At 36.7% G+C, this 26,310-nt stretch carries 27 protein-coding genes, 1 pseudogene and 1 riboswitch; of the genes and pseudogenes, 12 read left to right on the top strand and 16 right to left on the bottom strand.

What is annotated here, in order from left to right:
- Positions 1-17: 17 nt before the first annotated feature.
- Positions 18-266: a GlsB/YeaQ/YmgE family stress response membrane protein gene (locus JFT95_RS14065; protein ID WP_002033357.1), complete on the bottom strand. Its 249-nt coding sequence runs from the start codon at positions 264-266 to the stop codon at positions 18-20.
- A 230-nt stretch (positions 267-496) separates the two neighbouring features.
- Here JFT95_RS14065 and JFT95_RS14070 point away from each other — a divergent pair, with 230 nt between their 5' ends.
- Both JFT95_RS14070 and JFT95_RS14075 read left to right on the top strand, forming a co-directional pair.
- Positions 497-967: a GNAT family N-acetyltransferase gene (locus JFT95_RS14070; protein ID WP_016100973.1), complete on the top strand. Its 471-nt coding sequence runs from the start codon at positions 497-499 to the stop codon at positions 965-967.
- A gap of 28 nt (positions 968-995) precedes the next feature.
- Positions 996-1,138: riboswitch (cyclic di-AMP (ydaO/yuaA leader) on the top strand.
- A gap of 97 nt (positions 1,139-1,235) precedes the next feature.
- Entirely contained in the window at positions 1,236-1,379 is a 144-nt protein-coding gene (locus tag JFT95_RS14075; protein WP_000945246.1) for a hypothetical protein, read from the top strand.
- 81 nt (positions 1,380-1,460) lie between these two features.
- Here JFT95_RS14075 and JFT95_RS29605 read toward each other — a convergent pair.
- The 3 genes and pseudogenes from JFT95_RS29605 to JFT95_RS14100 all read right to left on the bottom strand — a co-directional run bounded on the left by JFT95_RS29605 (position 1,461) and on the right by JFT95_RS14100 (position 6,238).
- A pseudogene (locus tag JFT95_RS29605) lies at positions 1,461-4,751 on the bottom strand (collagen-like protein).
- 147 nt (positions 4,752-4,898) lie between these two features.
- Entirely contained in the window at positions 4,899-5,654 is a 756-nt protein-coding gene (locus JFT95_RS14095) for a class I SAM-dependent methyltransferase (RefSeq protein WP_201052590.1), read from the bottom strand.
- Between the two features lie 41 nt (positions 5,655-5,695).
- Entirely contained in the window at positions 5,696-6,238 is a 543-nt protein-coding gene (locus JFT95_RS14100; RefSeq protein WP_201052592.1) for a CGNR zinc finger domain-containing protein, read from the bottom strand.
- Between the two features lie 112 nt (positions 6,239-6,350).
- Between JFT95_RS14100 and JFT95_RS14105 the strand changes: the two genes are divergently transcribed.
- Positions 6,351-7,547, top strand: a complete 1,197-nt coding sequence (locus tag JFT95_RS14105) for an MDR family MFS transporter (protein WP_088293866.1) — start codon at positions 6,351-6,353, stop codon at positions 7,545-7,547.
- A gap of 81 nt (positions 7,548-7,628) precedes the next feature.
- On the opposite strand, the gene JFT95_RS14110 is transcribed toward JFT95_RS14105, so the two are convergent.
- Positions 7,629-8,543 (bottom strand): tetratricopeptide repeat protein, encoded by a 915-nt coding sequence (locus JFT95_RS14110; protein WP_088039843.1) that lies wholly within the window; start codon positions 8,541-8,543, stop codon positions 7,629-7,631.
- 370 nt (positions 8,544-8,913) lie between these two features.
- Between JFT95_RS14110 and JFT95_RS14115 the strand changes: the two genes are divergently transcribed.
- Both JFT95_RS14115 and JFT95_RS14120 read left to right on the top strand, forming a co-directional pair.
- Positions 8,914-9,351 carry a hypothetical protein gene (locus tag JFT95_RS14115; RefSeq protein ID WP_201052594.1) on the top strand — a complete coding sequence of 146 codons (438 nt, stop codon included), beginning with the start codon at positions 8,914-8,916 and terminating at the stop codon, positions 9,349-9,351.
- 17 nt (positions 9,352-9,368) lie between these two features.
- Positions 9,369-9,596 carry a DUF3923 family protein gene (locus JFT95_RS14120; protein ID WP_002167942.1) on the top strand — a complete coding sequence of 76 codons (228 nt, stop codon included), beginning with the start codon at positions 9,369-9,371 and terminating at the stop codon, positions 9,594-9,596.
- 142 nt (positions 9,597-9,738) lie between these two features.
- Here JFT95_RS14120 and JFT95_RS14125 read toward each other — a convergent pair whose 3' ends face one another.
- The 4 genes from JFT95_RS14125 to JFT95_RS14140 all read right to left on the bottom strand — a co-directional run bounded on the left by JFT95_RS14125 (position 9,739) and on the right by JFT95_RS14140 (position 12,823).
- Positions 9,739-10,290: a DUF2179 domain-containing protein gene (locus JFT95_RS14125; protein WP_002014015.1), complete on the bottom strand. Its 552-nt coding sequence runs from the start codon at positions 10,288-10,290 to the stop codon at positions 9,739-9,741.
- Positions 10,291-10,509: 219 nt separating this feature from the next.
- Positions 10,510-10,923 (bottom strand): ATP synthase subunit I, encoded by a 414-nt coding sequence (locus tag JFT95_RS14130; protein ID WP_002084378.1) that lies wholly within the window; start codon positions 10,921-10,923, stop codon positions 10,510-10,512.
- 53 nt (positions 10,924-10,976) lie between these two features.
- On the bottom strand, positions 10,977-12,299 hold the full coding sequence (locus tag JFT95_RS14135) for a hemolysin family protein (protein WP_002128314.1): 1,323 nt from the start codon (positions 12,297-12,299) through the stop codon (positions 10,977-10,979).
- 119 nt (positions 12,300-12,418) lie between these two features.
- Positions 12,419-12,823, bottom strand: coding sequence for a MerR family transcriptional regulator (locus JFT95_RS14140; protein ID WP_078178706.1), 405 nt, complete (start codon positions 12,821-12,823; stop codon positions 12,419-12,421).
- A 216-nt stretch (positions 12,824-13,039) separates the two neighbouring features.
- Between JFT95_RS14140 and JFT95_RS14145 the strand changes: the two genes are divergently transcribed.
- From JFT95_RS14145 to JFT95_RS14165, 5 genes are all read left to right on the top strand, one after another.
- A complete protein-coding gene (locus JFT95_RS14145; RefSeq protein ID WP_078176817.1) occupies positions 13,040-13,813 on the top strand; it encodes a glycosyltransferase family 2 protein in 774 nt (257 codons plus the stop codon).
- 115 nt (positions 13,814-13,928) lie between these two features.
- Positions 13,929-14,696, top strand: coding sequence for a glucose-1-phosphate cytidylyltransferase (gene rfbF, locus JFT95_RS14150; RefSeq protein ID WP_002014025.1), 768 nt, complete (start codon positions 13,929-13,931; stop codon positions 14,694-14,696).
- Position 14,697: 1 nt separating this feature from the next.
- The gene (gene rfbG / locus JFT95_RS14155; protein ID WP_033708046.1) at positions 14,698-15,753 is read left to right on the top strand and encodes a CDP-glucose 4,6-dehydratase; all 1,056 of its coding nucleotides are present in this window, start codon (positions 14,698-14,700) and stop codon (positions 15,751-15,753) included.
- 12 nt (positions 15,754-15,765) lie between these two features.
- Complete coding sequence (locus tag JFT95_RS14160; protein ID WP_201052596.1) at positions 15,766-16,989, top strand: class I SAM-dependent methyltransferase; 1,224 nt, start codon at positions 15,766-15,768, stop codon at positions 16,987-16,989.
- On the top strand, positions 16,986-17,909 hold the full coding sequence (locus JFT95_RS14165) for an NAD-dependent epimerase/dehydratase family protein (RefSeq protein WP_002128317.1): 924 nt from the start codon (positions 16,986-16,988) through the stop codon (positions 17,907-17,909). Before JFT95_RS14160 ends, JFT95_RS14165 begins: the two co-directional genes overlap by 4 nt.
- Here the strand turns inward: JFT95_RS14165 and JFT95_RS14170 are convergent.
- Complete coding sequence (locus JFT95_RS14170; RefSeq protein WP_255288898.1) at positions 17,878-18,639, bottom strand: glycosyltransferase family 2 protein; 762 nt, start codon at positions 18,637-18,639, stop codon at positions 17,878-17,880. The two genes, JFT95_RS14165 and JFT95_RS14170, sit on opposite strands and share 32 nt — an antisense overlap.
- 368 nt (positions 18,640-19,007) lie before the next feature.
- On the opposite strand from JFT95_RS14170, the gene JFT95_RS14175 reads away from it, so the two are divergent.
- Complete coding sequence (locus tag JFT95_RS14175; RefSeq protein WP_033729983.1) at positions 19,008-19,895, top strand: DMT family transporter; 888 nt, start codon at positions 19,008-19,010, stop codon at positions 19,893-19,895.
- 20 nt (positions 19,896-19,915) lie between these two features.
- Here JFT95_RS14175 and JFT95_RS14180 read toward each other — a convergent pair whose 3' ends face one another.
- Positions 19,916-20,452, bottom strand: a complete 537-nt coding sequence (locus tag JFT95_RS14180) for a hypothetical protein (RefSeq protein ID WP_078206697.1) — start codon at positions 20,450-20,452, stop codon at positions 19,916-19,918.
- 20 nt (positions 20,453-20,472) lie between these two features.
- Positions 20,473-21,327, bottom strand: a complete 855-nt coding sequence (locus JFT95_RS14185; protein WP_201052598.1) for a pentapeptide repeat-containing protein — start codon at positions 21,325-21,327, stop codon at positions 20,473-20,475.
- 195 nt (positions 21,328-21,522) lie between these two features.
- On the opposite strand from JFT95_RS14185, the gene JFT95_RS14190 reads away from it, so the two are divergent.
- Positions 21,523-21,696, top strand: coding sequence for a DUF1272 domain-containing protein (locus JFT95_RS14190; protein ID WP_002110926.1), 174 nt, complete (start codon positions 21,523-21,525; stop codon positions 21,694-21,696).
- 19 nt (positions 21,697-21,715) lie between these two features.
- Here the strand turns inward: JFT95_RS14190 and JFT95_RS14195 are convergent, their stop codons facing one another.
- The 4 genes from JFT95_RS14195 to gnd form a co-directional block, all read right to left on the bottom strand.
- Complete coding sequence (locus JFT95_RS14195; protein ID WP_002167935.1) at positions 21,716-22,777, bottom strand: lactonase family protein; 1,062 nt, start codon at positions 22,775-22,777, stop codon at positions 21,716-21,718.
- Between the two features lie 137 nt (positions 22,778-22,914).
- Positions 22,915-24,456 carry a gluconokinase gene (gene gntK / locus JFT95_RS14200; protein WP_033708043.1) on the bottom strand — a complete coding sequence of 514 codons (1,542 nt, stop codon included), beginning with the start codon at positions 24,454-24,456 and terminating at the stop codon, positions 22,915-22,917.
- A 157-nt stretch (positions 24,457-24,613) separates the two neighbouring features.
- Entirely contained in the window at positions 24,614-25,282 is a 669-nt protein-coding gene (gene fsa, locus JFT95_RS14205; RefSeq protein WP_201052600.1) for a fructose-6-phosphate aldolase, read from the bottom strand.
- 51 nt (positions 25,283-25,333) lie between these two features.
- A complete protein-coding gene (gene gnd, locus JFT95_RS14210) occupies positions 25,334-26,227 on the bottom strand; it encodes a phosphogluconate dehydrogenase (NAD(+)-dependent, decarboxylating) (protein ID WP_002014034.1) in 894 nt (297 codons plus the stop codon).
- Between the last annotated feature and the right edge of the window lie 83 nt (positions 26,228-26,310).

Consider the following 26,310-nt stretch of genomic DNA (forward strand, 5'->3'; position numbering starts at 1 on the left):
ACAATCAGTAATAGCCTTTATTTTCTTGCAGCTTTTACTACAAATGATACAATAAGAATTAACACAATTGCACCTAATAATGCTGGTACGACATGAATCCCACCAAACGATGGCCCAAAAGATCCAAATAATCTACTACCTAACCAAGCTCCTAGTAAACCAGCAATTATATTTCCAAACATACCAGCTGGAAAATTTTTACCCGTTATAGAACTAGCAATTATACCTATAATAGCACCAACTATTAATGTAATAATCCATCCCATTTTTAGTCCCTCATTTCTATTATAGTTTGTATTATCAAATACAAGAGTAGCTAAACTCTTATATAAGATTACGTATTTATCTACGCTAACCATATCCTACTATAGAAATATACCTACGAACATTTTATGTATGGAGATACATATATTATATGCAAAAAAGAAAAAATTGTCAAACTTACCCACAAATCAATTATATTAATATATCATATTTAAAGGAGGTGTTATTATCTATGATTCATAAATTACTTCCCACTTCTTATGAAGTAGCATCATCCATTTTAAATGTTCAAATTCCAGCTTATAAAATTGAAGCTGACTTTTTAAACAGTACTGCAATACCTCGTTTATATGATACTGTAAACGATATTCAAAATTGTGATGAAACATTCTATGGATATTTCTCTGAAAATAAACTCGTCGGCTTTATTTCTTTTATACAAGAAGAAGAACTAATCGATATCCACAGATTAGTTGTATCGCCCGATTTTTTTCAAAAAGGAATCGCAACGAAACTGCTACTTTATATATTTAACATGTTCTCGTCTTCAATGACATACATTGTACAAACAGGTAAAGCCAATACTCCAGCTCTCGCATTATATAAAAAACACAGCTTCATTGAAGTAACAGATACAACACTACCTGATGGCATGATTCTTACGCAACTTAAAAGACAGAAAACACAAAATAGTTTGACTTAATTATTTATTTATGTTATTTTTTACTTTATACAACCTTTTGCTGAGTCCAAATTTTGGAGCGGGGGAACCATTTTTGTAGCTATGCTACTTGGGGCGAATCTTTTTCAAGTAGGGAAACTCTCACTTCCCGAGTCCGACAGCTAACCTCGTAAGCGTAATGGGAGAGGAAGGTGCTTTTTGCCTATGTTACACACTTTGCCTCCTTAGTTATAAATATGGAATCGATATCAATCAGAAAACTATATTTATAGAAAAGGAGACTGGTACAATGTTACGTTTATCAGATCACGCAATAAAAATGATGGAGCAAAGACTTCGACTCGAACAACACCGCACATATCAAGCAAATAAAGTTGTAGATAACTTACATCACAAATACTTCTTTCAGCATATTTTTCAACCGAAAAGATAAAGAAAATGTTTATTTAATATTAAAAAACACAAGGTGTGTCTGTAAAGACATTCCTTGTGTTTTTTATATTCCTTATACTTTTTATAATATCCTCACCACATTTAAACTTGCCGTAATTGTTCCTGCAATAGTGGTCACATGCCCTACACCTAACGGGCCATTTTGTAATACTAATGTTGAATTTGCACTCGCTACATTCACAAGAAGTGTATTTGAAATAGCTGGTTCGATTACTACAGTTGATGTCGTTACATTTTGTATAAAACTCCCTGTTATTTGTGTTCCATTTAATAGTAACCTAACAGATACAGTCTCATTCCCACCATTCGCGTCCCCTTGGAAATAGTAGCTTACTAAATATATTCCTGGTGTGGATACCGTGACAGTTGTAGCACTAGTTAAAGATACACCAGTTCCATATACAGTGGATCCTGAATTAATTGGAATGTTGGCATTTGCTGCAATTGTACTTGTTGAGGTAGAAAAGAAATAACCGCCACCTGTTGATATTGCAGACGATCCAGTTGGACCGGTTGATCCAGTTGAACCTGTAGCACCAGTTGGACCCGTTACTCCGGTTGAACCGGTTGCACCGGTTACTCCTCTTATTCCTTGTATCCCTGTCGGTCCATTCGCACCTGTTGAGCCAGTCGATCCAGTTGCTCCAGTCGATCCGGTCACTCCTTGTGGACCTTGCACTCCTTGAATTCCTTGAGAACCTGTTACTCCAGTTGCCCCGGTTGCTCCGGTTGCTCCCGTCGCACCTTGTGGACCTTGAATTCCTTGTGGACCTTGTGGACCTTGTGGACCTGTTACTCCCGTCGATCCAGTTGCTCCCGCCTGCCCCGTTATCCCTTGTGGACCTTGGATTCCTTGTGGACCCGTTACTCCCGTCGGTCCAGTTGCTCCTGTTGGACCGGTTGAACCGGTTGATCCGGTTATTCCTTGTATACCTTGAGGTCCAGTTGGGCCTGTTGGACCAATCGGACCTTGAATTCCTTGTATACCTTGAATGCCCTGTGAACCTGTTGGACCTTGTATCCCTTGTATTCCCTGAATTCCTTGAGGACCGGTTGCACCGGTTGGACCCGTTGGACCCTCTAGACCTTGCACTCCTTGAATTCCAGTCGCACCTGTTGGACCTATGCTTCCTTGCGGTCCCTGAATTCCTTGAATTCCTTGAATTCCTTGTGGACCGGTTGGACCCGTTATACCACTTGGCCCTTGTATCCCTTGCACTCCTTGTGGACTGGTTGGACCAATCGGTCCTTGCATTCCTTGTAGACCCTGTAAACCTGTTGGGCCGGTTGCTCCCATTACTCCTTGCTCACCTTGTATTCCTTGTATTCCTTGAGGACCAGTTGGACCTATTTGCCCCTTGCACTCCTTGTGGACCTGCCTGGCCTGTTGCTCCTATCGGTCCTTGTACTCCTTGTAAACCCTGTAAACCCGTTGGACCAGTTACTCCCATTACTCCTTGTGGACCTTGAATCCCTTGGTCACCCGTTGGACCGGTTGCCCCCATTGGTCCCTGTACTCCTTGCAAACCTGTTAAACCTGTTACTCCGGTTGGGCCAATTACTCCTTGTACGCCTTGGATTCCAGTCGTCCCAGTTGCTCCTGTCACTCCGGTTGCCCCAGTTGCTCCCGTCGGACCAGTTGGACCTCCTGGAGATCCTGCTGGACCACTTGGGCCGGTTGGGCCTCCTGGCGGACCGGTTGGACCGGTTGCTCCTGTTGGACCAGTTGCAGATCCAGTTGGGCCGATTCCCCCAGTTGAGCCTGTTGAGCCTGTTGGACCTGGATCCCCTTGCAAGCCCGTTACTCCTGTTGGTCCTATTACACCTTGCACTCCTTGTATCCCCTGAGAACCTGTTGGACCAGTTAGACCCATCTCACCTTGTGGCCCTTGTAAACCTTGAACGCCAGTTGCTCCTGTTGGTCCCATTGGCCCTTGTAAACCTTGAATTCCTTGAGAGCCTGTTGGACCGGTTGGACCAATCGGACCCTGAATGCCTTGTATACCTGTTACACCTTGTAAACCACTACTCCCTAAATCCCCTTGCATACCTTGTATACCAGTATTTCCTGTTGGACCAGTTGGACCTAATTCGCCTTGCACTCCTTGTATACCTTGTACTCCAGCTGCTCCTGTTTCCCCTCGTATTCCTTGTATACCTTGTATACCTTGCGCTCCAGCTGTTCCTGTTTCTCCTCGTATTCCTTGTGGACCTTGTACTCCAGCTACTCCTGTTGTACCAGTGGAACCAGTTATGCCTTGTAATCCTTGCATACCTTGTGCTCCTGTTGGACCAGTTACTCCTTGTATACCTTGCATTCCTTTAGGACCTTCTGCACCAGTTGGACCGATTTCTCCCTGCGGACCTTGTATACCTATGGGACCTTCTACACCGGTTGCTCCTGTTATTCCTTGGTTACCTTGTGGACCTTGTGCACCTTGTACTCCAACTGCTCCAACTACACCTTGGGAACCTCGAGGACCTATTACACCTTGAGGACCACTCGGACCAGTTATCCCTTGTATTCCTTGTATACCTATTGCACCAGTCACACCTGTTACACCCCGTGCACCAGTTTCACCCGTTGGACCTGTTGGTCCCCCAGGTGGACCGGGTGGGCCAGATGGACCAGTCACTCCACTAGATGGACCAATTGGACCAGTAGTGCCCATCGGACCACCCGGTGGTCCGATGGGCCTTGTGGACCAATACTCCCTGTTGCTCCTGTTATCCCTCGTACTCCTTTTACCCCTTGAAAACCTATTGATCCGCTTATTCCTTGTATTCCTTGAGAACCTTGTGGACCTTGTGGGCCTATCACACCTGTTATCCCCTTTATTCCACTTATGCCTTGTGATCCTTGTATTCCAGTAGAACCAATTGGACCAATGACACCTTGTATCCCTTGATCACCTTGCGGTCCTTGCCCTCCAGTAATTCCTTGTATTCCTTGCGGGCCTTGTAAGCCTTGACTACCAATAGGGCCTTGCACTCCTTGTATCCCTTCTAGTCCTTGTACTCCAATATCACCAATTGGACCTTGGTTTCCAATTAATCCTTGAGAACCTTGTAAACCAATTGGACCAGTAACCCCTTGCGCTCCAGTATCACCAACGGCACCTTGTATTCCTTGTGCTCCTGTTGTCCCTCGCGGACCTTGTATTCCTTGTATCCCTTGAGGACCTTGTGGACCCGTTGCTCCTCTAGGTCCAGTGATTCCCGGAGGCCCGACCGGACCTTCATGCCCTCCAGTTGGGCCTGTTGGACCACCGTTACCAGTTGGGCCTGTTGCTCCTTCAAGCGGAAGAGGCAGTGCCACTCCAAATTTTTTGCACTTTCTATGATGACGCACAACAATCCCCCTTCCCCAAAATAATTACACTTTTTATATGAAATGCATTTTTATATTAAAAGTACATCTTTGACCTCATTTTTTTAAAAATAAAGAAGCCTATCATTTCATTTATTTGAAATGATAGGCTTCTTTTTATAAAGCATTTTACTTTCTCACCTTAATAATAAAAGTCGTTGGCACCATTCTAGCTTTATATAAAGAATAATATTTCGTAGACGGCTCAGCTAGTTCTTCATCAAATGAGCTAGATGGTTCAGGCTCTTCTATTCTCTCAATTGTAAATCCCACTCTATTTAACTCATTTATGTATGTACTTATTTTTTTCTTATATAATGTCGCTTGTACATTTTCTCCTTTAAATGTTTCAAACGTAATAGGAGTTTCCTCATGATAAGAAGACTTTAAAGCAATTTCTTCTGTACCATACTGTAAATTCGAATATACTGGGTGCTCCCAGCTAAAAATAAAACTTCCTCCTGACTTTACATATGAATAAATCAGTTCCAACGTTTTTCCTAAATCTGAAGTCCATCCTAATGCATAGATGGAATATACAATATCAAAATACCCTTTCGGAATATCCACTTCCTCTTCCATTGCTCCACATATTAACTTTGGATTGCAACACTTTAACGTTTCATTCGCTGTTTTAATTTGTTCACTTGAAAGATCAAGACCCCATACTTCCTCTGCCCCATGTTCTGCCATATATTGCAACGAATGCCCACTTCCACATCCAATATCAAGAACCTTTTTATTTCTGATTGAATCGAACAAGTGAATCTCATCTTCAGACGCTGTATATGGACCATATTTCGGTAAACAATCCACTTGAAAGAAATAAGGTGCAACTGTATCCCAACACTTTTTATTTAAAGCTAACATTTGTGTACCTTTCATATTCTACATTCCCCCATCCAATTTTCTTCCCCTAATATAAATTAAACATTATAACCCGATCTCCCTTTTCTCTTCGCCCGGTAATTTTTCACTTTCGCGATCGTTCCGCACGCTCTTCCTCCTTCTTCTCCAGCATACATACCGCACCATCTTTTACTTCCATTTCGCGAATGATCATAAAATACCCAGCGACAATCTGGGCATGCTTTTAACCTCCCCCACAAATTTTCTTGAATTGACATTAACACAACGCTTAATACTTTTGTATATACATTCTCTTCGTGCACAGGCTCATATGTAATACCTTTCATATCTTCCTTTACATGTACATGAAATGGGTATTTCTCTAACCACTTTTGCAATGATCCTTCGCCTTCAACCGTTAACCGAATATCTTCTCGAAAACTTTTTAATTCCTCTATCGTATGAAATGGAACCTCTTTATGAAAATATTTTTTCATAAAAAGCTTTATATCCTCTTCTGTTTGCAGCATATCAATTGGCTCTCTCGTATCGTTTGGTATTTTCCATGTATTTAAAAATTCCCGAATATATTCTAATTCATTTGGTGCATTTTGATTCAATTCCATCCACCTTCTTCTTAAAATTTACTTTTTTCTGACTTTATGTATAATTATAATATAAAATAGTTAACCATTAAATAATTTTACTGGTTACGATATTAGGAGGAGTTCTATGAAAAGTTTCTCAATACCGATACGTTTCATGCTTATTTCTTCATTCTTTATGTCTTTTGGGTATTTTGCAGTATACGCATTTTTAGCTATTTATCTATTAAGCTTTCTTCATTTTTCTGCTGTTCAAGTAGGAACAGTGTTGACGGTTATGACAATCACATCACGAGTTATCCCATTATTCTCAGGATTAATTGCTGACAAAATAGGCTATATCATTATGATGATAGCCGGATTATTTTTAAGAGGAATCGGATTTATCGCTTTAGGAATATGCTCTGATTTCTATACAATTTCTATTTCTTCTGCACTTATTGGCTTCGGAACTGCATTTTACGAACCTGCTGCGCGCGCCATATTCGGCTCACAACCAGCTCATATGAGAAAAAATTTATTTACATATTTAAACCTTAGTTTTAATTGCGGTGCAATAATCGGACCAATTGCAGGAGGGTTCTTACTCTTACTCGATCCAATCTATGCTTTTTCTCTAACAGGATCTCTTATGCTGTTATTCGCTTTTATCTTTTACTTACTTAAAAATCACTTCCAAGTCACTACTGAAAACACGTCTATTACATTAGGGCTACAGGCTATCTTACAAAACAAATCTTTCCTTTTGTTTTCATTTATTATGATTTTCTTCTATATTATGTTTACTCAGCTTACCGTCGCACTTCCACTTCATATGAAAAACATTAGTAATAGCAACCAGCTTGCTACACTAGTTATTACGATAAATGCAATAACAGGCGTCATATTTATGGTGTTATTCCGAAAACTATTTCATAAATACAACACACTTTCGATTATTAAATACGGTGTTTTATTAATGAGTATTTCCTTTTTACTCATTCCTTTATTTCAACACCCATATTGGCTATTTATTTGTGTAATTTTATTTACAATCGGTGAAACACTCGTATTACCTAACGCAGATATCGCTATTGCAAATTACAGTAACGAATCATATACAGCTACTTACTTCGGATTTTATCAACTATCACTCGCATTTGGTTTTATCATCGGTAATTATACCGGTACATCTTTTACATCCAACTTAAACGGAATGTATACACCATGGCTTATTTTCGGCGGAATAGGACTTATTGGTTTTATTTCACTCCATATTTTAAATATTAAAAAAGGGAGCTCTAAAGAGGATATATACCTATGTAATGAGACGAAACATCTTTAACACATTACAATTGAGATGGTACCTTTAGACAAGCAGCCTATAATAAAAAATTCGACCATCATATTTGACAGTCGAATCTTTTTATTTTTCATATTCAAGATGATTATGTCTTTTACAACCAAATAAATAGCAAGCCCCTATATAATCAGTTTCAAATTCTAATCCTGGAACATATCCAGATTTGATACGTTCTATCATTTTTTTATAACAATTATTCTCTTCTATATATTCCTCAATTAACTCTTTCTTATCGTTTTCTGTCCAATTTTCTTCTACTTCTTCATTCTGAACATCTTCTATTTCTGCTGCCTTCGCTTCGATAGATTCCCGTATAACTTCATTTATACGGGGGAAATTATTAGCTTTATATAGAGCATAAACAAATCTACCAATCCAATTGGGACTTTTCCAGTATTCTTTGTATCCCTTTTCGAACCATTCAATTGCTTCTTTATAGCAATTCAACTCAACATATAAATCTGCTACATTAATTTCTCCTACAAAATCATCAGATTTCCTGTTAAAAGCATCCAACTTCTCTTTCGCTTCTGTTTTTCGCCCTAAATCAATTAAACACTTTACATAGTTATACATTATAATGTCTGAATCCCCTGCAACTCGCAAGAAAAATTCCGAAGCTTTTTCCAACTCTCCAAGATTATAATGAGCTACAGCTACATTGTGATATGCTTCATCGGATGGTTGAATCGAAATAGATTTTTGTAATGCTTCTTTCGCTTCTGCCCACTTTTTTTGTTTCATGTAAATTTCCCCTAAGATGTTATAAGGAAAGTATGAGGAAGGATTCAAATTAACAGCTTCTTTTATTAATTCCAGAGCTTTATCATCATTCTCTTCCTCATAAAAGTACATCCAAGCAAGATTATTAAGAGATTGTACACCTCTAGATTCATGTACTGCTTGTTGAAACAGTTCCATTGCTTCCACATATTCATTTTGTTCAAACATTTCAATTGCCTTCTCGTTAATGTTCAAGTAACTACCTCCGAAGTGAATGAATTCATCTATTCCCTATCATTATTTTAATATACAAAAATTGTAATTTCCATAATAATAAGTTCGCTTCGTATTAAGTTCTTTCTCCTGTCTACATTTCATCATTACGAATTGGATATCCAATTCGTAATGATTTTATCAACACCGCTTTGTAAAGAAAATAAATACCTACTGTAAAATACTGATTCTCAACAATAAGTAAACTTTTCAACCTCCCTTAAATTGGATATATAACCTATTTTAATTTACATATTATGGTACAATAAAAAAGTGCTAGCTAAACATTTACGTTCCACACTAGCAGTCTAGCAATACCAAAATCAAAAATCACTTGAAATTGGGGGATGTTATGAAAAAGAAATTAATTGTTCTTCTATTCATCCTAATCATGTTATACGGATGTTCAACTATAATAGAACAGTCTTTAGAAACTGGAAACGGCAGTATTGAATTATTAACACCCACGATTACAACAAAAGATAATGAATTAGAAATTAAGACCGAGGGCATTGATGAAAATAAAGTGACTTTTATTTATGTAGCCAATAAAAAAGTATTGGAACAAAAAATAAATAATGGTGAATCCTACAAACTTAACATTAAAGATATCGAGCACGCTCATAGGACAGACTACAAGCCAAGAGTTCAACTTTTGCAAACGAAAGATGATAACGAAGATGGAGACATGGCAACCTTTAAACAAGTTAGATATACAGTTGAAAAAAGTAGTTTTATAGTTATTTCATTTAAATATAACAACCGAAAATATACTTTTAACAGAGGGTAAATATAAGAGGTGCTAATATGAAAAGACGATGGATTTTTTGGTGGATTGGTAACATATTTTGGATTACCATTTTTGGGATATTGGCAGCTATCATTTGGCTAAGAGAGGTTGATGGTGCTGGTGTTACTCAAACACCAGAGCTTAAATTAGTGGCATTTATCGTTTTATTAATTGCATTTATATTACCGATAATTATTCAATCTATATGGCTAATTGTTAATTTGAGAAAGAGCAATAAAAAATAATCATACATAATTTTTTTAGAATTATACGAGAAATCATAAAAAAGAGAGGAATTTTTCAAAAAATAGATTCCTCTCTTTTACATTTTCGTATTCATATAGGATTATGGTTATAAACTTATTTTTAAGCCATACTACTCCTTTTTTACGATGCATGTTCATCTTTCTTCTTCTTCAACAACGCTCTCTTCTTCATCGCCTTCGTTAAGTATCCACCTTTAAACGAACGGATTTCATAAGAAGACATAAATGCTTTTGGTGCAATTTCATTAATAATTTCTAACAGTTCTTTTTCTCTAGAACGCTTTGCAACGATATCTAAGCGATAACGTATAGAATTTATTCCTTCACCTTCAAATACTGTAACGCCAAATCCAAAATGGCGTAATTCATTTACTAATTCATTACAACGGTCTAGCAAACTAACTTGATACGTAATATATCCAATTGCTAATTTATTTTCTATATAACCGCCTAATAATAGTCCCGCACTAAAGCCGATGACATAGGCAACAATGTTCATCCAATTTGATAAATCTTGAAACACAATACCTAAACTGACAATGTAAATAGCCCCTTCTAACAATCCTACACCTGCAGCGGATCTTGTTTGATTCTTTACAAGCAAAATCGTACGGATTGTTAAAGTTGGAACGTAAATAATTTGAAGCACAAAAATAAGTAAAGCTTGTAACATTGGTATCCACCTCTTTCGCAAATTCTTTTGTCATGATAACATACATAAGCTTTAGAAATCGATGGGTTTTTTAATTTTTTTAATTTTTTTTCATACTATTGAAATGCCCCAAAAATAAGCGTATTATGTTTGGCATAAATTCGATAAGTACCAGTAAATCATTCGTATTATATCATTTATTTTTAAACGCAAAAAAGGAACCTGATTAGGTCCCTTTCATCAGAGTTCTATGTTTTTCGAAGCATTTTCCTTTTGCTTCTCTTCTTCTTTTACTAGCTGCATATTTGCATAGGCTAAATTCGCAATCATTAAAAAGTGTCCACCCAATATTCCAGTACCGAATGCCCACATTTCCATTTCATGCTCAATTTCAAACATAATGATAGCCCCTAATATTGCGGCTGCAAATCGGTTTAGAACTCCTAATCCAGGAGCCTTTTCTTTCATCACGATACTTCTTCCTAATTTCTCCACTCTGCGAGCTAATAGCCAAAGACAATATGCGCTAACTGCTAAACCGATACCGAACCCTGTCACTTGTTTCCCAAACGGAGTAACCGCCCACATTAGTAGTAAACCACTAAAGATCGTATACAATTGTAATCGATATACACGTAAGGCTACTTGAATCAAAATATCCGCTCCTAATTTCACATTTTATTATGTGTCAGAAGAAAAGCAGCAACTTACACAGTTGCTGCTTTCTCTTGTTCTTGTTCCATTTTTTGAATTTCAACACGTTTAATTTGATAAGCATCTTTTTCTAACACTTTAAATTCATAGCCTTCTGCTTCAACGTATTGTCCTTCTTCGATTTCATGATTTTGCATCATAATCCATCCACCGATTGTATCCACATCGTCTTCTTCAATGTGTAATCCAAACAAATCTTTTACTTCTGAGATAAGCACTTTTCCATCAACAATTTTATGATACTCGTTCACATGTTGAATTGGTGGTGCTTCATCTTCATCATATTCATCACGAATTTCGCCGACGATTTCCTCCAATATATCTTCAAGCGTTACAATTCCAGCTGTTCCTCCGTACTCATCATATAAAACAGCCATTGGAATTCGCTTCTTCTGCATTTGCAGTAATAAATCATGAATTGGAGTCGTTTCCATAACTTCAATAATCGGACGCATATACGTGCGAATCGATGATAAATCTTCTTGATCGTTGTTCATATATCGAATAAAGAAATCTTTTACGTTGACCATACCGATAATATCATCTTTATCTTCTCCAAAAATCGGATAACGTGTGTATCGTTCATTTTGGATTACTTTCATGTGTTCTTCTACTGAATCTTCAAGATAGAAACCAACGATTTCTGTACGCGGTACCATGATTTCTTTCGCAATGCGATTATCAAATTCAAAGATATTATTTACATACTTGTATTCAGCTTGATTAATTTCGCCACTTTCATAGCTATCCGAAAGAATAAGACGTAATTCTTCTTCTGTATGAGCTACTTCATGTTCAGAAGCTGGTTTCAAACCGAATAAACCAGTTATAACACGAGCTGAACCGTTCAATACCCAAATAAATGGATACATGATTTTATAGAACATCATTAACGGAGTTGCCAATAACAACGTTACTTTTTCAGCCTTTTGAATTGCCAGCGTTTTCGGAGCTAATTCCCCTACTACAACGTGTAAATATGTCATTAGCATAAAAGCAAGACCAAAAGTTAATACTGATGAAATAGAAGGATTTATGTTCCATTTCTCAAATAACGGGTGTAATAACTTTTCGATTGTCGGTTCACCTAACCAACCTAATCCCATAGCTGTAACTGTAATACCTAATTGACAAGCAGATAAATATTCATCTAAATTTGTTGTTACCTTTTTCGCTGCTAACGCACCGCGTTTCCCTTCCGCAACAAGCTGATCAATGCGACTTGAACGTATCTTAACAATCGCAAACTCTGCTGCTACGAAAAATCCAGTAAATGCGATTAAAATCGCAACCATGACTAAATTAAATATTTCCAATGAATCCCCTTAGTTAAAAAACTAAGGTGTCCACCTCCTGTATACTATAATGTTTTCTTATTTGTTCGTTAGAAAACATAGCCCGATACAAAAATTAAAGAGGTCGGATTTCACTTATTCTATAATAATAGAGCAAGTGTCTGTATTAAAGCTGTCGTTTGACCAGATAAAGATTTCGATATTTTTTCACGTTGTGAATCAGTCAATTCATCTAAAAGAGGCTTTAACTCTGTTAGTTCTGCTTCTAATCTATGAATATGGTCTGTCACTTCATTCACATGTTTCGAAACGTGTTCATTGATACCGAGCAGCTTCTTCTCCTCGATCTTCTCTTTAATCTCACAAAGCGGCATATGCATTTCTTTGCACTTCTCAATAAATTGTAATGTCTCAAATGCTGTTTCGTCGTAATAGCGATAATTAGATTGAGATCGCTCCGCTTTTAAGATACCTAGATTCGTATAATAATCAATCGTTCGTTTCGACACGTGAGCCATGAGAGCCAACTGTCCGATTCGATACACCTTCCCAACGATCTTCCCCCCTTGTTTATATTACTATTATCATACAATACATAAACTGTACAGTCAAACGTGATGGTTATCATTCACAAATTTCTAAATTTCATCCTTTATTAATAAAAACAATTAATCTATAACTATACAGCTTTTTCCTTTCAACCTTTCTTATTTAACAGCATACCTTACTAATAACGATTGCTTGTATAGGAGGAGATTAATATTAAAAAAACTATCATTTCTCATTTTTATAATGAAGAATACCTACTTCCATGGTGGCTTATGCATCATACAAAAATATTTGATCACGGCATATTAATTAATAGAGGTTCTACTGATCGTTCCGTAGAGATTTGTAAATTATTCGCACCCCACTGGGAAGTGCGAGATTCCAGATTTCTTGAGTTTGATCCAACAAATACTGATATTGAAGTGATGGGAATTGAAAGAGAAATTTCAGGTTGGAAAATCGTTTTAAATACTACTGAATTCTTTTGTTGTAATAATACAGAAGAGTTTTTCTCATCTCTTCATGCACTAGGACAAAATATGTATGCGATTAGAATGATTTTAATGATAGATAGCCATAAGTACAATTATTCAAAGCCAAGATACTCTATCCCATTAGTAGAACAACGATACCACGGCGTCTTCCCTTATAACCCAAAACTCGGATGTGCCTGGAGATTTATTCACAATCATCTAGATGGTGCATATTTACCTGGTAGACATTATTCGCGGCACGGGAATATAGTTTATGACTATCCTTCATTTATTTTAAAATTTTATTTTAGCCCTTGGAACGAACAGTCAAAGGCAAGAAAATTACAAATTACACCTACCCTTTCAAAAATAGGTGTTCAAATGGGACTCCAAACACATTACGGTCAATCTCCTGAAGAACTGGAAACACGTTTTTTAGAGCTTAGTAACGTAACTCAAGACCTCCGTAATAATCCTGAATATCAAGAATTATTTCCAAAGTTTAAACCATAATGTTTTTTGCATGGTCATCACCTCACACCATTTCATCCGCTTAATCAAAAACAATCTCATTTGCATAAAATATGAATACTGTATATATTATAAATTTTTATTTTAGGAGGAAAAAATGAAAGCTGTTATTCTTGCTGGTGGATACGGTACAAGAATTGGGGAAGAAACACATTTAAAACCAAAACCTATGATTGAGATTGGAACAAAACCTATTCTATGGCACATTATGAGTTTGTTTAGCCATTATGGGATCACTGAGTTTATTATTTGCTTAGGCTATAAAGGATATGCAATTAAAGAGTTTTTTCTAAATTACAACTTACACATGTCAGATTTCACAATACATTTAAGCGATAACACAATTACTAGCCATTCTCATCCTATAGAACCATGGAAAGTTACATTAATTGATACTGGTCTAAATACCGAAACAGGTGGACGAGTTAAAAAGATAAAAAATTATGTTGGAGACGAACCTTTCTGTCTCACTTATGGTGATGGATTAAGTAATGTAAATATAAAAGAACTTATTGCATTTCATAAAAAACACGGAAAAATGGCTACTGTTACAGCCGTACAACCTCCTGGTAGATTTGGTTCTCTCGTTTTAGATAAACAATCTGTCACATCCTTTCAAGAAAAACCACTAGGTGATGGTGGATGGGTTAACGGTGGATTTTTTGTTTTAAATCATGATATTTTCAATTACATTAGTGGAGATAAGTCTGTTTTGGAAACCGAAACTTTAGTTCAGTTAGTAAACAAAAATGAACTGGCAGCATTTCAGCATACTGGTTTTTGGCATCCCATGGATACATTGCGCGATAAAAATAAATTAGTCGAGCTATGGGAAAATAATGACGCTCCATGGAAGGTCTGGTAATATGACTTCATCATCTTTTTGGAATAAGAAAAAAGTATTTATTACAGGACATACTGGCTTTAAAGGCTCATGGCTCACCCTTTTTTTAACTTCTTTAGGTGTAGAAGTAATCGGCTACTCTTCTCACCCTCCCTCAACTCCTAACCTTTTTGAACAATGTAACGCAGCAAAAGAGTGCATTACAATTGAAGGAGACATTACAGATTACGATTCTTTATTCCATGCCATAAAACAGCACAAACCTGATATGATATTTCATTTAGCAGCTCAACCAATCGTCACCACTTCATACAAAGATCCTATTGATACATTTAAAACAAACGTCTTAGGCACTGTTCACGTATTAGAAGCAGCAAAGTACGTCGAAAGCGTACGTCTCATTATTAATGTTACGAGTGATAAATGTTATGCGAATGATGGGAGCGGTAATCGAGCATTTGTAGAATCCGACCGTTTAGGGGGCTATGATCCATACAGTGCTAGTAAGGCTTGCGCTGAATTAGTTGCAACATCATATCAAAAATCTTTTTTTCACACGAACACCCTTTCACTCGCCTCAGTAAGAGCAGGCAATGTCATCGGTGGTGGTGATTGGGCAGAAAATCGCTTATTCCCAGATATCATTCGTGCATATTTACAAGACCGTCCTTTAAGTATTCGAAACAAAAATGCTATCCGACCGTGGCAACATGTTTTGGATCCTTTACATGGATATATCCTTTTAGCTGAGAAACTTTGGAAGCATAAAGAGTATGCAGAAGCATGGAATTTCGGACCAATTAACGAGGCTAACAGAACCGTCCATGATGTCATTCAATCTGTAATAAAATTATGGAATAAACCATTAACAATACTTTCTCCCACTATAAATACTCCTTATGAATCACCTATTTTAACACTCGATAGTACAAAAGCAGTAAATAAACTGGACTGGACTCCTAAGCTATCCACAGAAAATGCTATCGCTTGGACCGTTGAATGGTACGAAAAATATGCATCCGGTGAAAATATAGAATCATTCACACGACAACAAATCGATGCATTCAAAAATTTATAAGGGGGCTATAAAATGGAACAGAAAAAATGCCGTTTTTGCCATTCATTACTCACAAATACTTTTTTAGATTTAGGCGTTTCTCCTCTCGCTAACTCATTTGTAGCTCCAGAACACTCATATAAAATGGAGCCATTTTATCCGCTGCACACGTTTGTTTGTAACTCTTGTTTACTTGTACAATTAGATGAATTTGAATCTCCGCACAATATTTTTCATGACTATTTATACTTTAGCTCTTATTCCTCCAGTTGGCTACTACACGCTAAGCAATATGTAGAAATGGCGATTAAGCGTTTCAACTTAACAAACCATTCGAAAGTGATTGAAATCGCAAGTAACGATGGATACTTATTACAATACTTCCAAAAAGAAAACATCAATACTACTGGAATTGAACCAGCGAAAAACGTAGCAGAAATCGCTATCCAAAAAGGAATTCCTACTGAAGTGAATTTTTTCAGCAATGACTTAGCAAAAAAGTTACCACAAGCTGATTTAATCGTCGCAAATAACGTATTAGCACATGTTCCAAACTTGCATGATTTTGTCGCCGGTTTAAAAACGTTATTAAAGCAAGATGGCACGATAACAATTGAATTCCCTCACTTATTAAACCTCATATCCTTTAAACAGTTTGACACAATCTATCATGAGCACTTCTCTTACTTCTCTCTTATAAGTCTTCAAAAAGTTTTAGCTTATCATCATTTGAAAATTGTTGATGTAGAAGAGCTTTCAACGCACGGTGGTTCCTTGCGTATTTTTATAAACCATCATAATGCCTCATCCACTATCCATTGCAATGTTACAAAATTAATCCAAAAAGAAGGAGATCACGGGCTAGATACATTAGATTGCTATTTCCTTTTTTCTGAACGCATAGAACAATTGAAAATAAGTATTTTAAAGTTTTTTATCGAAACAAAAGCTTTAAACAAACAAATTATCGGTTACGGCGCTCCCGCTAAAGGAAACACCCTTTTAAATTATTGTGGAATCGGAAAAGAATTTCTATCTTATACGGTAGACAAAAATCCTTATAAACAAAATCTCCTTTTGCCAGGAACTCGTATTCCTATAAAATCCCCAGAAGAAATTAAACGGACAAAACCTGATTATATTCTCATATTACCTTGGAATTTAAAGGAGGAAATTATGAAAGAATGCTCCTTCATCCGTGAATGGGGCGGCAAATTTTTAGTGATGATCCCAGAAGTAGACGTGATCGAACCATGAAAAAAATCCTTGTAACAGGCGGTAGTGGATGGATTGGTAAATATGTTGTACATTCACTTATACAAAAGGGTTATGAAGTTCACGCCACTTACAATAAAAATAAGCCTTCTCACCTTTCCTGCCATTGGCATAAAGTAAACTTACTTCGCGATGAAGAAGTAAAAAAACTCATTTACGAAATTAAACCTACTTACCTTTTTCATTTAGCTTGGGAAGCAGTGCCGCCCAAATGCTATGTATCCATCAATAATTATTATTGGCTCCAGTCCAGTATTTCTTTAATCCAACACTTCACAACATGTGGTGGAAAACGAGTAGTTGTAGCAGGTACCGGTGCTGAGTACGAGTGGTTTAACGGTGTATTATTTGAAGATTCACCGCTTCTTTCCTATAAAACACCTTATTCATTATGTAAAAATGCATTGCACTCCTGGTTACAATCGTACGCAAAACAAACCGGCCTCAGCATGTGTTGGGGCCGAATTTTTCATATGTATGGCCCTTACGAACATGGTAATCGACTTGTATCTAACATTATCACTTCATTATTAAAAAACGAGGAAGCACTATGTACACATGGAAATCAATCTCGAGATTTTCTCCATGTGAGTGATGTCGCTGACGCTCTTGTGACCTTATTACAGTGTAACGTTACAGGTACGATAAATATCGCTTCTGGTCACTCTGTACAAATTAAAGAATTAGCTTCTATCATTGCCAAAAAGATAGGAAAAGAAAATTTAATTAAACTAGGTGCTATCCCTTTTCCTAAAGATGAACCTTTATTTGTCGGCGTTAATGTGGAACGTTTAAAAACTGAAGTAAAGTGGCTACCAACTTACGATCTAAACACAGGAATTGAGGAAACTATTTTTTGGTGGGAATCATTTATAAAAAAGCATAACGATATGCATCACTGAAACGCAGATCCTTTGTTCCTCCCGCTAGTTCTCTATACCATGTTTCTAATCTTTCAGGTGTAATAATATGATGCGTCCCCATTCCCGCATGTATACTACCTTGAGAAAGAGTTGGCCCGATTTGTAATTTGCGCCTTTTGATCGCATCATTCCACGGACTAAATCCAAACCATACAATACATGCAAGAGGTGGGTAATTCATAGACTCATGCATAGTTAAATGTCTTCCAGCCGTATAACTTCCATATTCGTGATTGTGAATGAACCTCCCTCTTCTCCACAGCTCCCAATCTTCAGGCAAGTAACCGTGAAATCGCTGTTTCATTAGAGAAATACTATACCTAAGTTTTGGATAATTATAGTTTGGATTTTCTACCATTATAAGGCCTTCTAACCAGTACATCCTCCCTCCTAAGTCTTTTAGTGATTTCCAGAACTGCTCTTTATCTTGTACACAAAGAAACTCAGTCGTATTTAAAATTATTTTCCACCCTTCTACCTCTTGTTCAACCCCCATTACTTCACGATCTGTTGCTAGTGCATCAAATTCTGGATTTTCAGAATCTCGCACTTCCCAATGCGGTGCGAACTTTTTGCAAATTTCCACAGAGCGATCTGTAGAACCTTTATTAATTAAAATACCATGATCAAACAGTTTCGTATGATGCATAAGCCACCACGGTAATAAATACTCTTCATTGTAAAAATGAGAAATAACGGTTGTAGTTATAATAATCTCCTCCTCTTTCTCTATTAATCTACTTTTTCATCCTACTCTTAATATACTTATCAGTTATGTAATTGGTTTCTTTTATTTTTAAAATATGTTTTTCTACCATATACTATGCTTTCTTCGACAACCACCATTTTCTAAAGAATCAACTCCGTACAATTAACATCCCAATAAACTGAAAATTAAGTTATAATATCATTATAAAATTATGAAGGAGGAATGCGTTCATGTACTACAACACTTCATTCGAAAACGATCAACCTGTAGGCCGTCTATAATCTAAGACGGGCATCCATATAACAAGTGCACCATGCCTCGTCTTAGGGAATAAATCATAACCCTAAAAATAGACGGAGGTCATTCAAATGAAACAAACCATTTTAGGAGCTATATGTTTATCACTAGCAGCAAGTATTTGGGGCGGTATGTACGTCGTTAGTAAATACGTACTCGACTTTATCCCGCCGCTTACACTCGTTTGGCTACGCTTTATTATCGCTTTTGTTGTTTTATATGTGATTTTGAAAACAACTGAAAAAAAGCAAAAGAAAAACGTAACCATACACAAAAAAGATTGGCTATTATTCGCTTGGATCGGATTCGTAGGTTATTTCATTTCGATCACATGTCAATTTATCGGAACGAAATTATCCGATGCTCATACAGGCTCCTTAGTGACATCAGCTACACCTGCATTTATGGTTATATTTGCAGCGCTCATTTTAAAAGAGAAACTAACTGCTCGTAGACTTTTATCAACTATAATAGCGACAATCGGTGTCGTTATCGTTATCGGATGGGATTTTGAAATCGGCTCCTATTTTATCGGTACAATCATTTTAGTTGGGGCCGCTATTACGTGGGCTTTACTGTCCATTTATGTAAAAATCGCTTCTGCTCGATTTTCATCTTTAGTTATTACAACGTACGCAATATTTTTTTCACTCTTTTTCATTACACCTTTTATGGTATGGGAATTCCAAACAAATCCTATTGAACATATGAACATGTATGTAGTATTAGGCGTACTCTATTTAGGAATCATCTCAACCGCAGGTGCATTTTTTCTTTGGAATAAAGGATTAGAATTAATGGATGCTAGCATCGGCTCATTATTTTTCTTCTTTCAACCTATCGTTGGATCATTACTTGGTTGGTTCTTATTAAATGAGACGTTAAGCAGTAACTTTTTTATTGGTGGTATCCTTATTATATGTAGTGTTATAATTACTACTTTTGAAAAGCGAAAATAGTATAAAAAACAGGCAGAGACTTAGTCTCTGCCTGTTCGTATAATTGGGTCTTGATCATGGAACCCTATACAAATTGGTATATTACTTTGTACTCCACTACATGCACTTATAAAACTACACACTGTTTTTGCAATTAAATATAAAGTAATACCTACAGCCTTTTTATCTGAATCAAAGCCATTTTCAGCATACAAATCTGCTAATTCTACTGACCTCGGTCCCTCAATATCATACGTCCATTCACAAGCCCAATCATCATCCTCTTCCTCAAGTGGAATGTAATCGTCACAAACATAGAACTGACTATTCCATTCATTATCCAAATCATACTCAAAATAAATTGCTTTTACCTCTTCACTTGCAGTAATTTCTAAAGCTTCTTTCAAACCTATCCTCATACTTTCCCTGTATGAATCTAATGGAATCAATTTAATTCGCTCCGCATCCTCACTTGACGCTAGTGTGCGACAAATATCATAATACTTCGATTCTATTTGAGATACCGATAACGAAAATACGGCTTCCTGCATTTCCTCTAAATACTGAAAAATATCCAAACTATTTCACTCCATACTCTTTACGTAGTCCAATGAACTGGACGAGACAACACTTTCGGTAATTTCGTATATTTGTCCCCTTTCGCCGCATTAATTTGCACTTGCGTAAGAAAAATACTATTTGTAAAATCTGTCCCGCGAATATCTGCATCTCGCAAATCTGCTCCGATGAGATCCGCTCCCCTTAAATTTGCATCTCGTAAATTAGCCGCAATAAGATAAGCTCCTCTTAAATTTGCTCCTTGTAAATCCCTCTTTTTAAGGTTAGCTCCCATAAGATCTGCTCCGCGGTGACTGATTCGTTTTTTACGTGCAACATTCATTTCCTTCCATACTAATTCACTCGTCTCTAAAAGGAGAATGTTCACTTCTGCACGGTGTAATGGCACATTTACTTCCATTAACTCATCTGAACTTAAATTAGAAAGACGCTCTGTCTCTTCAATTGCTTCCTTCAGCTCTTTATGAATTGTCTGCGTCGCCTTTAATAGAATAGCTTCCTTCAAATACCAAAGCATTTCATGAAGCTGATGCATAACCGGAAAAGCATCATACATTTCTCTCGCATGCTCGGCATCTGTCCGCCAATCAATTCCTTTAAACGTAACTTGAGAAATCTTTTGTCCAGCACCGAAACATTCAAATACTGTACAACCTTTATAGCCTTTTCCTCTAAGATCTCTATGTATACTACATTTATAATCTGATTGTAGATTTGTACAAGGTTTACCACCATCTTTATTCACCGCAAAATCTATTGATGCTGCAAACGGTAATGCTACACAACATAATCCAAAACATTTTTCACAATCCGCTTTTAAACTATTGTAATTTACATCCTCTTCTACACGAAAATAGTCGTTATGATTAGTCAAAATATATACCCCCTGTTGTCTTTTGACTATTTCATAATATTCCAACTGCACTAAATAATCAATTTTAAAACAAATGGACCTATTTCATTTCAAACAACAACATAATCCGTCTATTTCTTTTCATTTAAAAAGGACACCCACTACAATATTAATTATAATTAAATTAAGAACTTTCAAATAACGAGGAGGATTACGATGGCATTAGAAATGAAAACAAACTGTCAAATTTGCGACCATTCCCTTCAGCCTAATTCTGAAGCATACATATGCGTGTATGAATGTACATTTTGTGCACCATGTACAGAGGAAAGACAAAATGTTTGCCCGAATTGTGGCGGTGAGTTAGTACGTAGACCGAAGAAGAAATAGAAATTCTACCAATCACAAATTAAACATTTAAAAACTTAACACAAACAGGCTCTGGTACAACAACATCAGATTGTAACAGTGTTAACTTCCCTGTCGTTTCATTTCTTGAAAATAGCACAAGATTATGTGACTTTTCATTTGTAGCAATAAGAAATTTTCCAGTAGGATCTAACACAAAGTCCCTCGGCCAATTTCCTTCTGTAGATGTATGTGCAACAAATGTAAGTTCACCTGAGTTTTGATTTACACTGAAAACAGCGATACTATTATACCCACGATTCGCCGCATATACAAAACGGCCATCAGAAGAAATATGAATAGCACTTCCTTGACTATTTCCATCAAATTCTTTTGGAACTGTAGAAATATACTGCAACTCTGTAAAGGATCCTTCTTCCGGATAATATGTTAACACAATGACTTCCGAACTAAGTTCAGTCATCACATAAGCGTACTTTCCATTTGGATGAAAAGCAATATGTCTCGGACCGCTTCCTGGGTTCACAGACAAGCTATTCACTTCTTTTAATGTACTATCTTTTATTCCATATGTAATTATTTTATCAATCCCTAAATCAACACCTACCACATATTTTTCATCAGGAGTATATCCCGCGTAATGTGCATGTGGTTTTTCTTGTCTTTCTTTATTTGGACCTGAACCTTCATGTGCCATAATAGATGAAGCAGGATTTACAGTTCCATTTTCTTCATCTACTTCAAAAGACTCAATCGTTCCTTTATGGTAATTCGCTGTAACTACCGTTTGATTTCCACTATCCACACTAATATGACAAGGAGAAGCCCCTTCTACTACTTGTCTATTTTGTTCCTCTAGCTCTCCAGTATGACTATTAATCAAATAAGCAGCTACACCACCAGCTTCTCCTTCTTTTACAACAGAATAGAGATATTGATTATTTTTGCTAATCGTTACATATGTAGGGTTATCCAGCTTAGCCGCAAGTGTTACATTACTAACTTTTTGCGCTTCCGTATGTAAAGTAAAAGTATATATTCCTTCACTATTTTCTTTCGTGTAAGTTCCAACATATCCAATAAACTCTTTGTTATCCGTCATTTTCATAACCCTCTCCCTATAGTTTTTGTTCATCACACTTCTTACTAAGCAACCTAAAACTATTATTCATTGAAAGAATATCCTAAAAAATCGGAGTACCTCTTTATACGCTACCATATTTTTCTGCCAAATAGCCTCTAAACCCACTTTTTCTGAAAAGCTGCTATACTTTCATATTCTTCTTCCAAGTGACGGGCCAAACGAATATAGATCGGTGTTAAATCTTTATATTTCTCCACACTTTCCATGTTTGGCTCATGATAAAAATTGGCACCTACCATATTAGAAACTACATGTAATGTATCTACTTCACCTAAGCTATATAAACCGAGGATTGCCGCTCCTAGGCAAGAGCTTTCGAAACTTTCAGGAACGTATACGTCTTGATGAAAAATATCTGCCATCATCTGTCTCCAAAGTTCTGACCTTGCAAAACCACCTGTCGCTTGAATTTTTTTCGGTTCGCCAATTAGTTCTTTTAACGCAAGAAGAACTGTATACAAGTTATAAATGATTCCCTCTAAAACAGCACGTATAAGATGCTCTTTCTTATGATGTAGTCCAAGCCCAAAGAAAGATCCCCGCGCATTTGCATTCCATAAAGGAGCTCTTTCGCCTGCTAAATACGGATGAAATAATAAACCATCAGATCCAGGATTCACTTTTGCCGCTATTTCCGTAAGCACTTCATATGGATCTTTTCCTAAACGCTTCCCATGCTCAACTTCTAACGTACATAATTGGTCGCGAACCCACCTAAAAATCATACCACCATTATTAACCGGTCCACCAATTACCCAAAGGTCCTCAGTTAACGCATAACAAAAAGTCCTACCTTTCGGATCCGTTACAGGATGATTTGTGACAACTCGCACTGCACCGCTCGTACCAATTGTAATAGCAACTACTCCAGGTTCTATTGCATTTACACCTAAATTCGATAGTACCCCATCACTCGCACCGATTATAAAAGGAGTAGTAACAAGTACATTCATCTCTCTTGCAAGTTCTTCATTTATCCCTATTAAACTGTGCGTCGTTGGAACAACTGTAGATAGCTTTTTATCGGTAATTCCTGCGACACGAAGAGCTGCCTCATCCCATTTTAAAAATTTCAAATTGAACATTCCTGTTGCTGATGCAATAGAATAATCAATTACATATTCCTTAAATAACTTATAGAAAACATACTCTTTAATAGAGATGAATTTATAGCTTTTTGCAAACAACTCATCATGTTCATTCTTAAGCCAAACTAATTTCGAAAGTGGTGACATAGGATGGATTGGTGTTCCAGTACGAAGGTAAATTTCATGACCATTCATATCATTCTTTATTTTTTCTGCCCAGCTTGCGCTTCTATTATCTGCCCAAGTGATACATCTCGTTAACGGCTTCCCTGCTTCGTCTACAGCAATGACACTATGCATTGCCGAACTAAAAGAAACACAAAGAATATCAACTGGCTGCACATTACTTGATTGTATAGTTTCTTTAATCGTATGTATGACCGCTTGAAAAATCTCTTCTGGATCTTGTTCTGCTGTTTCTGGTGCGGGAGAATATAAAGGATATTCAATCCCATGACTTGCAATAACTGATCCATCAATCGAAAACAAAACTGATTTTGTACTAGTTGTCCCAATATCTACACCAATCATATATTTCGAGCTCACTATGTAACCCCTTTCAAATTATTCCTATAACAAAAGAGCACCATGATGTATACAAAAAAGACGCTCCCTTATGAGAGCTACGTTTTAATAAACTTCTCTCTCATAAGGAGGTCCTTTTCATAACTATAGTGCTATTTTGAAAAGTGAAATCTTCATTTCATTATAACTTAGGCGCTTTCGCCCAATCCGCAGCAAACTTTTCAATACCTTGATCTGTTAATGGGTGCATAGCAAGTTGTTCAATGACTTTATAAGGAATTGTTGCAATGTGAGCACCTGCCATCGCTACACGAGTGACATGGTCTGGGTTTCTGACAGAAGCCGCAATAATTTGTGTATCTAATTGATGAACATCGAATAATTCAGCAATTTTAGCAACTAATAATACGCCATCTTCAGAAATATCATCTAAGCGTCCTAAAAATGGAGAGACGTACGTTGCACCTGCTCGAGCAGCTAAAAGAGCTTGGTTCACAGTGAAAATAAGTGTAACGTTCGTTTTCACACCTTTTTCAGTAAGGTAGCGGCAAGCTTCTAATCCTGCTAGTGTCATCGGAAGTTTTATCGTGATGTTTTTATCACCACCGTTAATTTTAATTAGTTCTTCTGCTTGAGAAATCATTTCTTCAGCTGCAACAACATCTGGAGTTACTTCTGCCGAAACAGATTCAACGTTAGGTACTGCCTGACAAATTTCTGCAATACGGTCTTCAAACTTAATGCCCTCTTTCGCTACTAAAGAAGGATTCGTTGTAACGCCAGCTAAAACCCCTAGTTTATATGCCTTTTTTATGTCCTCAAGATTTGCAGTATCAATAAAAAACTTCATGATTCATTCCCTCCATTTTTTAAACGCTAACGAGTTATAATTTTAAAATTTTTATTTCTTTTCTACTGCATGTCCGCCAAATTCATTGCGCAGTGCTGCTACAACTTTTCCTGTAAATGTATCATTGTCTAATGAGCGGTAGCGCATTAATAGAGACATTGCGATAACAGGAGTTGCTGTTTGAAGGTCTAATGCTGTTTCTACTGTCCATTTTCCTTCACCAGAAGAATGCATAACGCCCTTAATTTCATCCAGTTTTGCATCTTTAGAAAATGCATTTTCAGTTAATTCCATTAACCATGAACGAATGACTGAACCGTTGTTCCATACTCTTGATACTTTTTCATAATCGTAGTCAAATTCACTCTTCTCTAAAACCTCAAATCCTTCACCAATGGCAGCCATCATTCCGTATTCAATTCCGTTGTGAATCATTTTTAAAAAGTGACCACTACCAGCTTTTCCTGCATATAAGAATCCATTTTCTACAGCTGTATCTCGGAAAATAGGTTCAACGATGTCCCAAGCTTCTTGATCTCCTCCGATCATGTAACAAGCACCATTACGAGCACCTTCCATTCCGCCAGAAGTTCCTGCATCCATAAAGTGAATGCCATCTGTCTTTAGTTGCTCATATCGGCGAATAGACTCTTTATAATGTGAATTCCCAGCTTCAATTAAAATATCTCCTTTTGATAACAGCGGTGTAACCTCATTAATAACAGAATCAACAACAGCGTGCGGAACCATAACCCATAGAATTCTTGGTGATTCTAATGATTGAACAAGTTCGTTTAAACTAGACGTACCTGTAGCCCCATACGCTTTCATTTCTTCCACTGCACTCGTATTTAAATCGAATGCAGCTACTTCATGTTTATGATCAATTAAATTCTTCCCTAAATTTAATCCCATTTTACCTAAACCAATTAATCCTACTCTCATAATACAATTCCTCCTTGAATTACCTTTCATCATAAATACATGTTAATAAAATGATGAATATCTTTTGTCATATTGCTTTACTT

This window comes from Bacillus sp. TH17, assembly GCF_016651125.1.
GTDB classification, from domain to species: Bacteria; Bacillota; Bacilli; order Bacillales; family Bacillaceae_G; genus Bacillus_A; species Bacillus_A mycoides.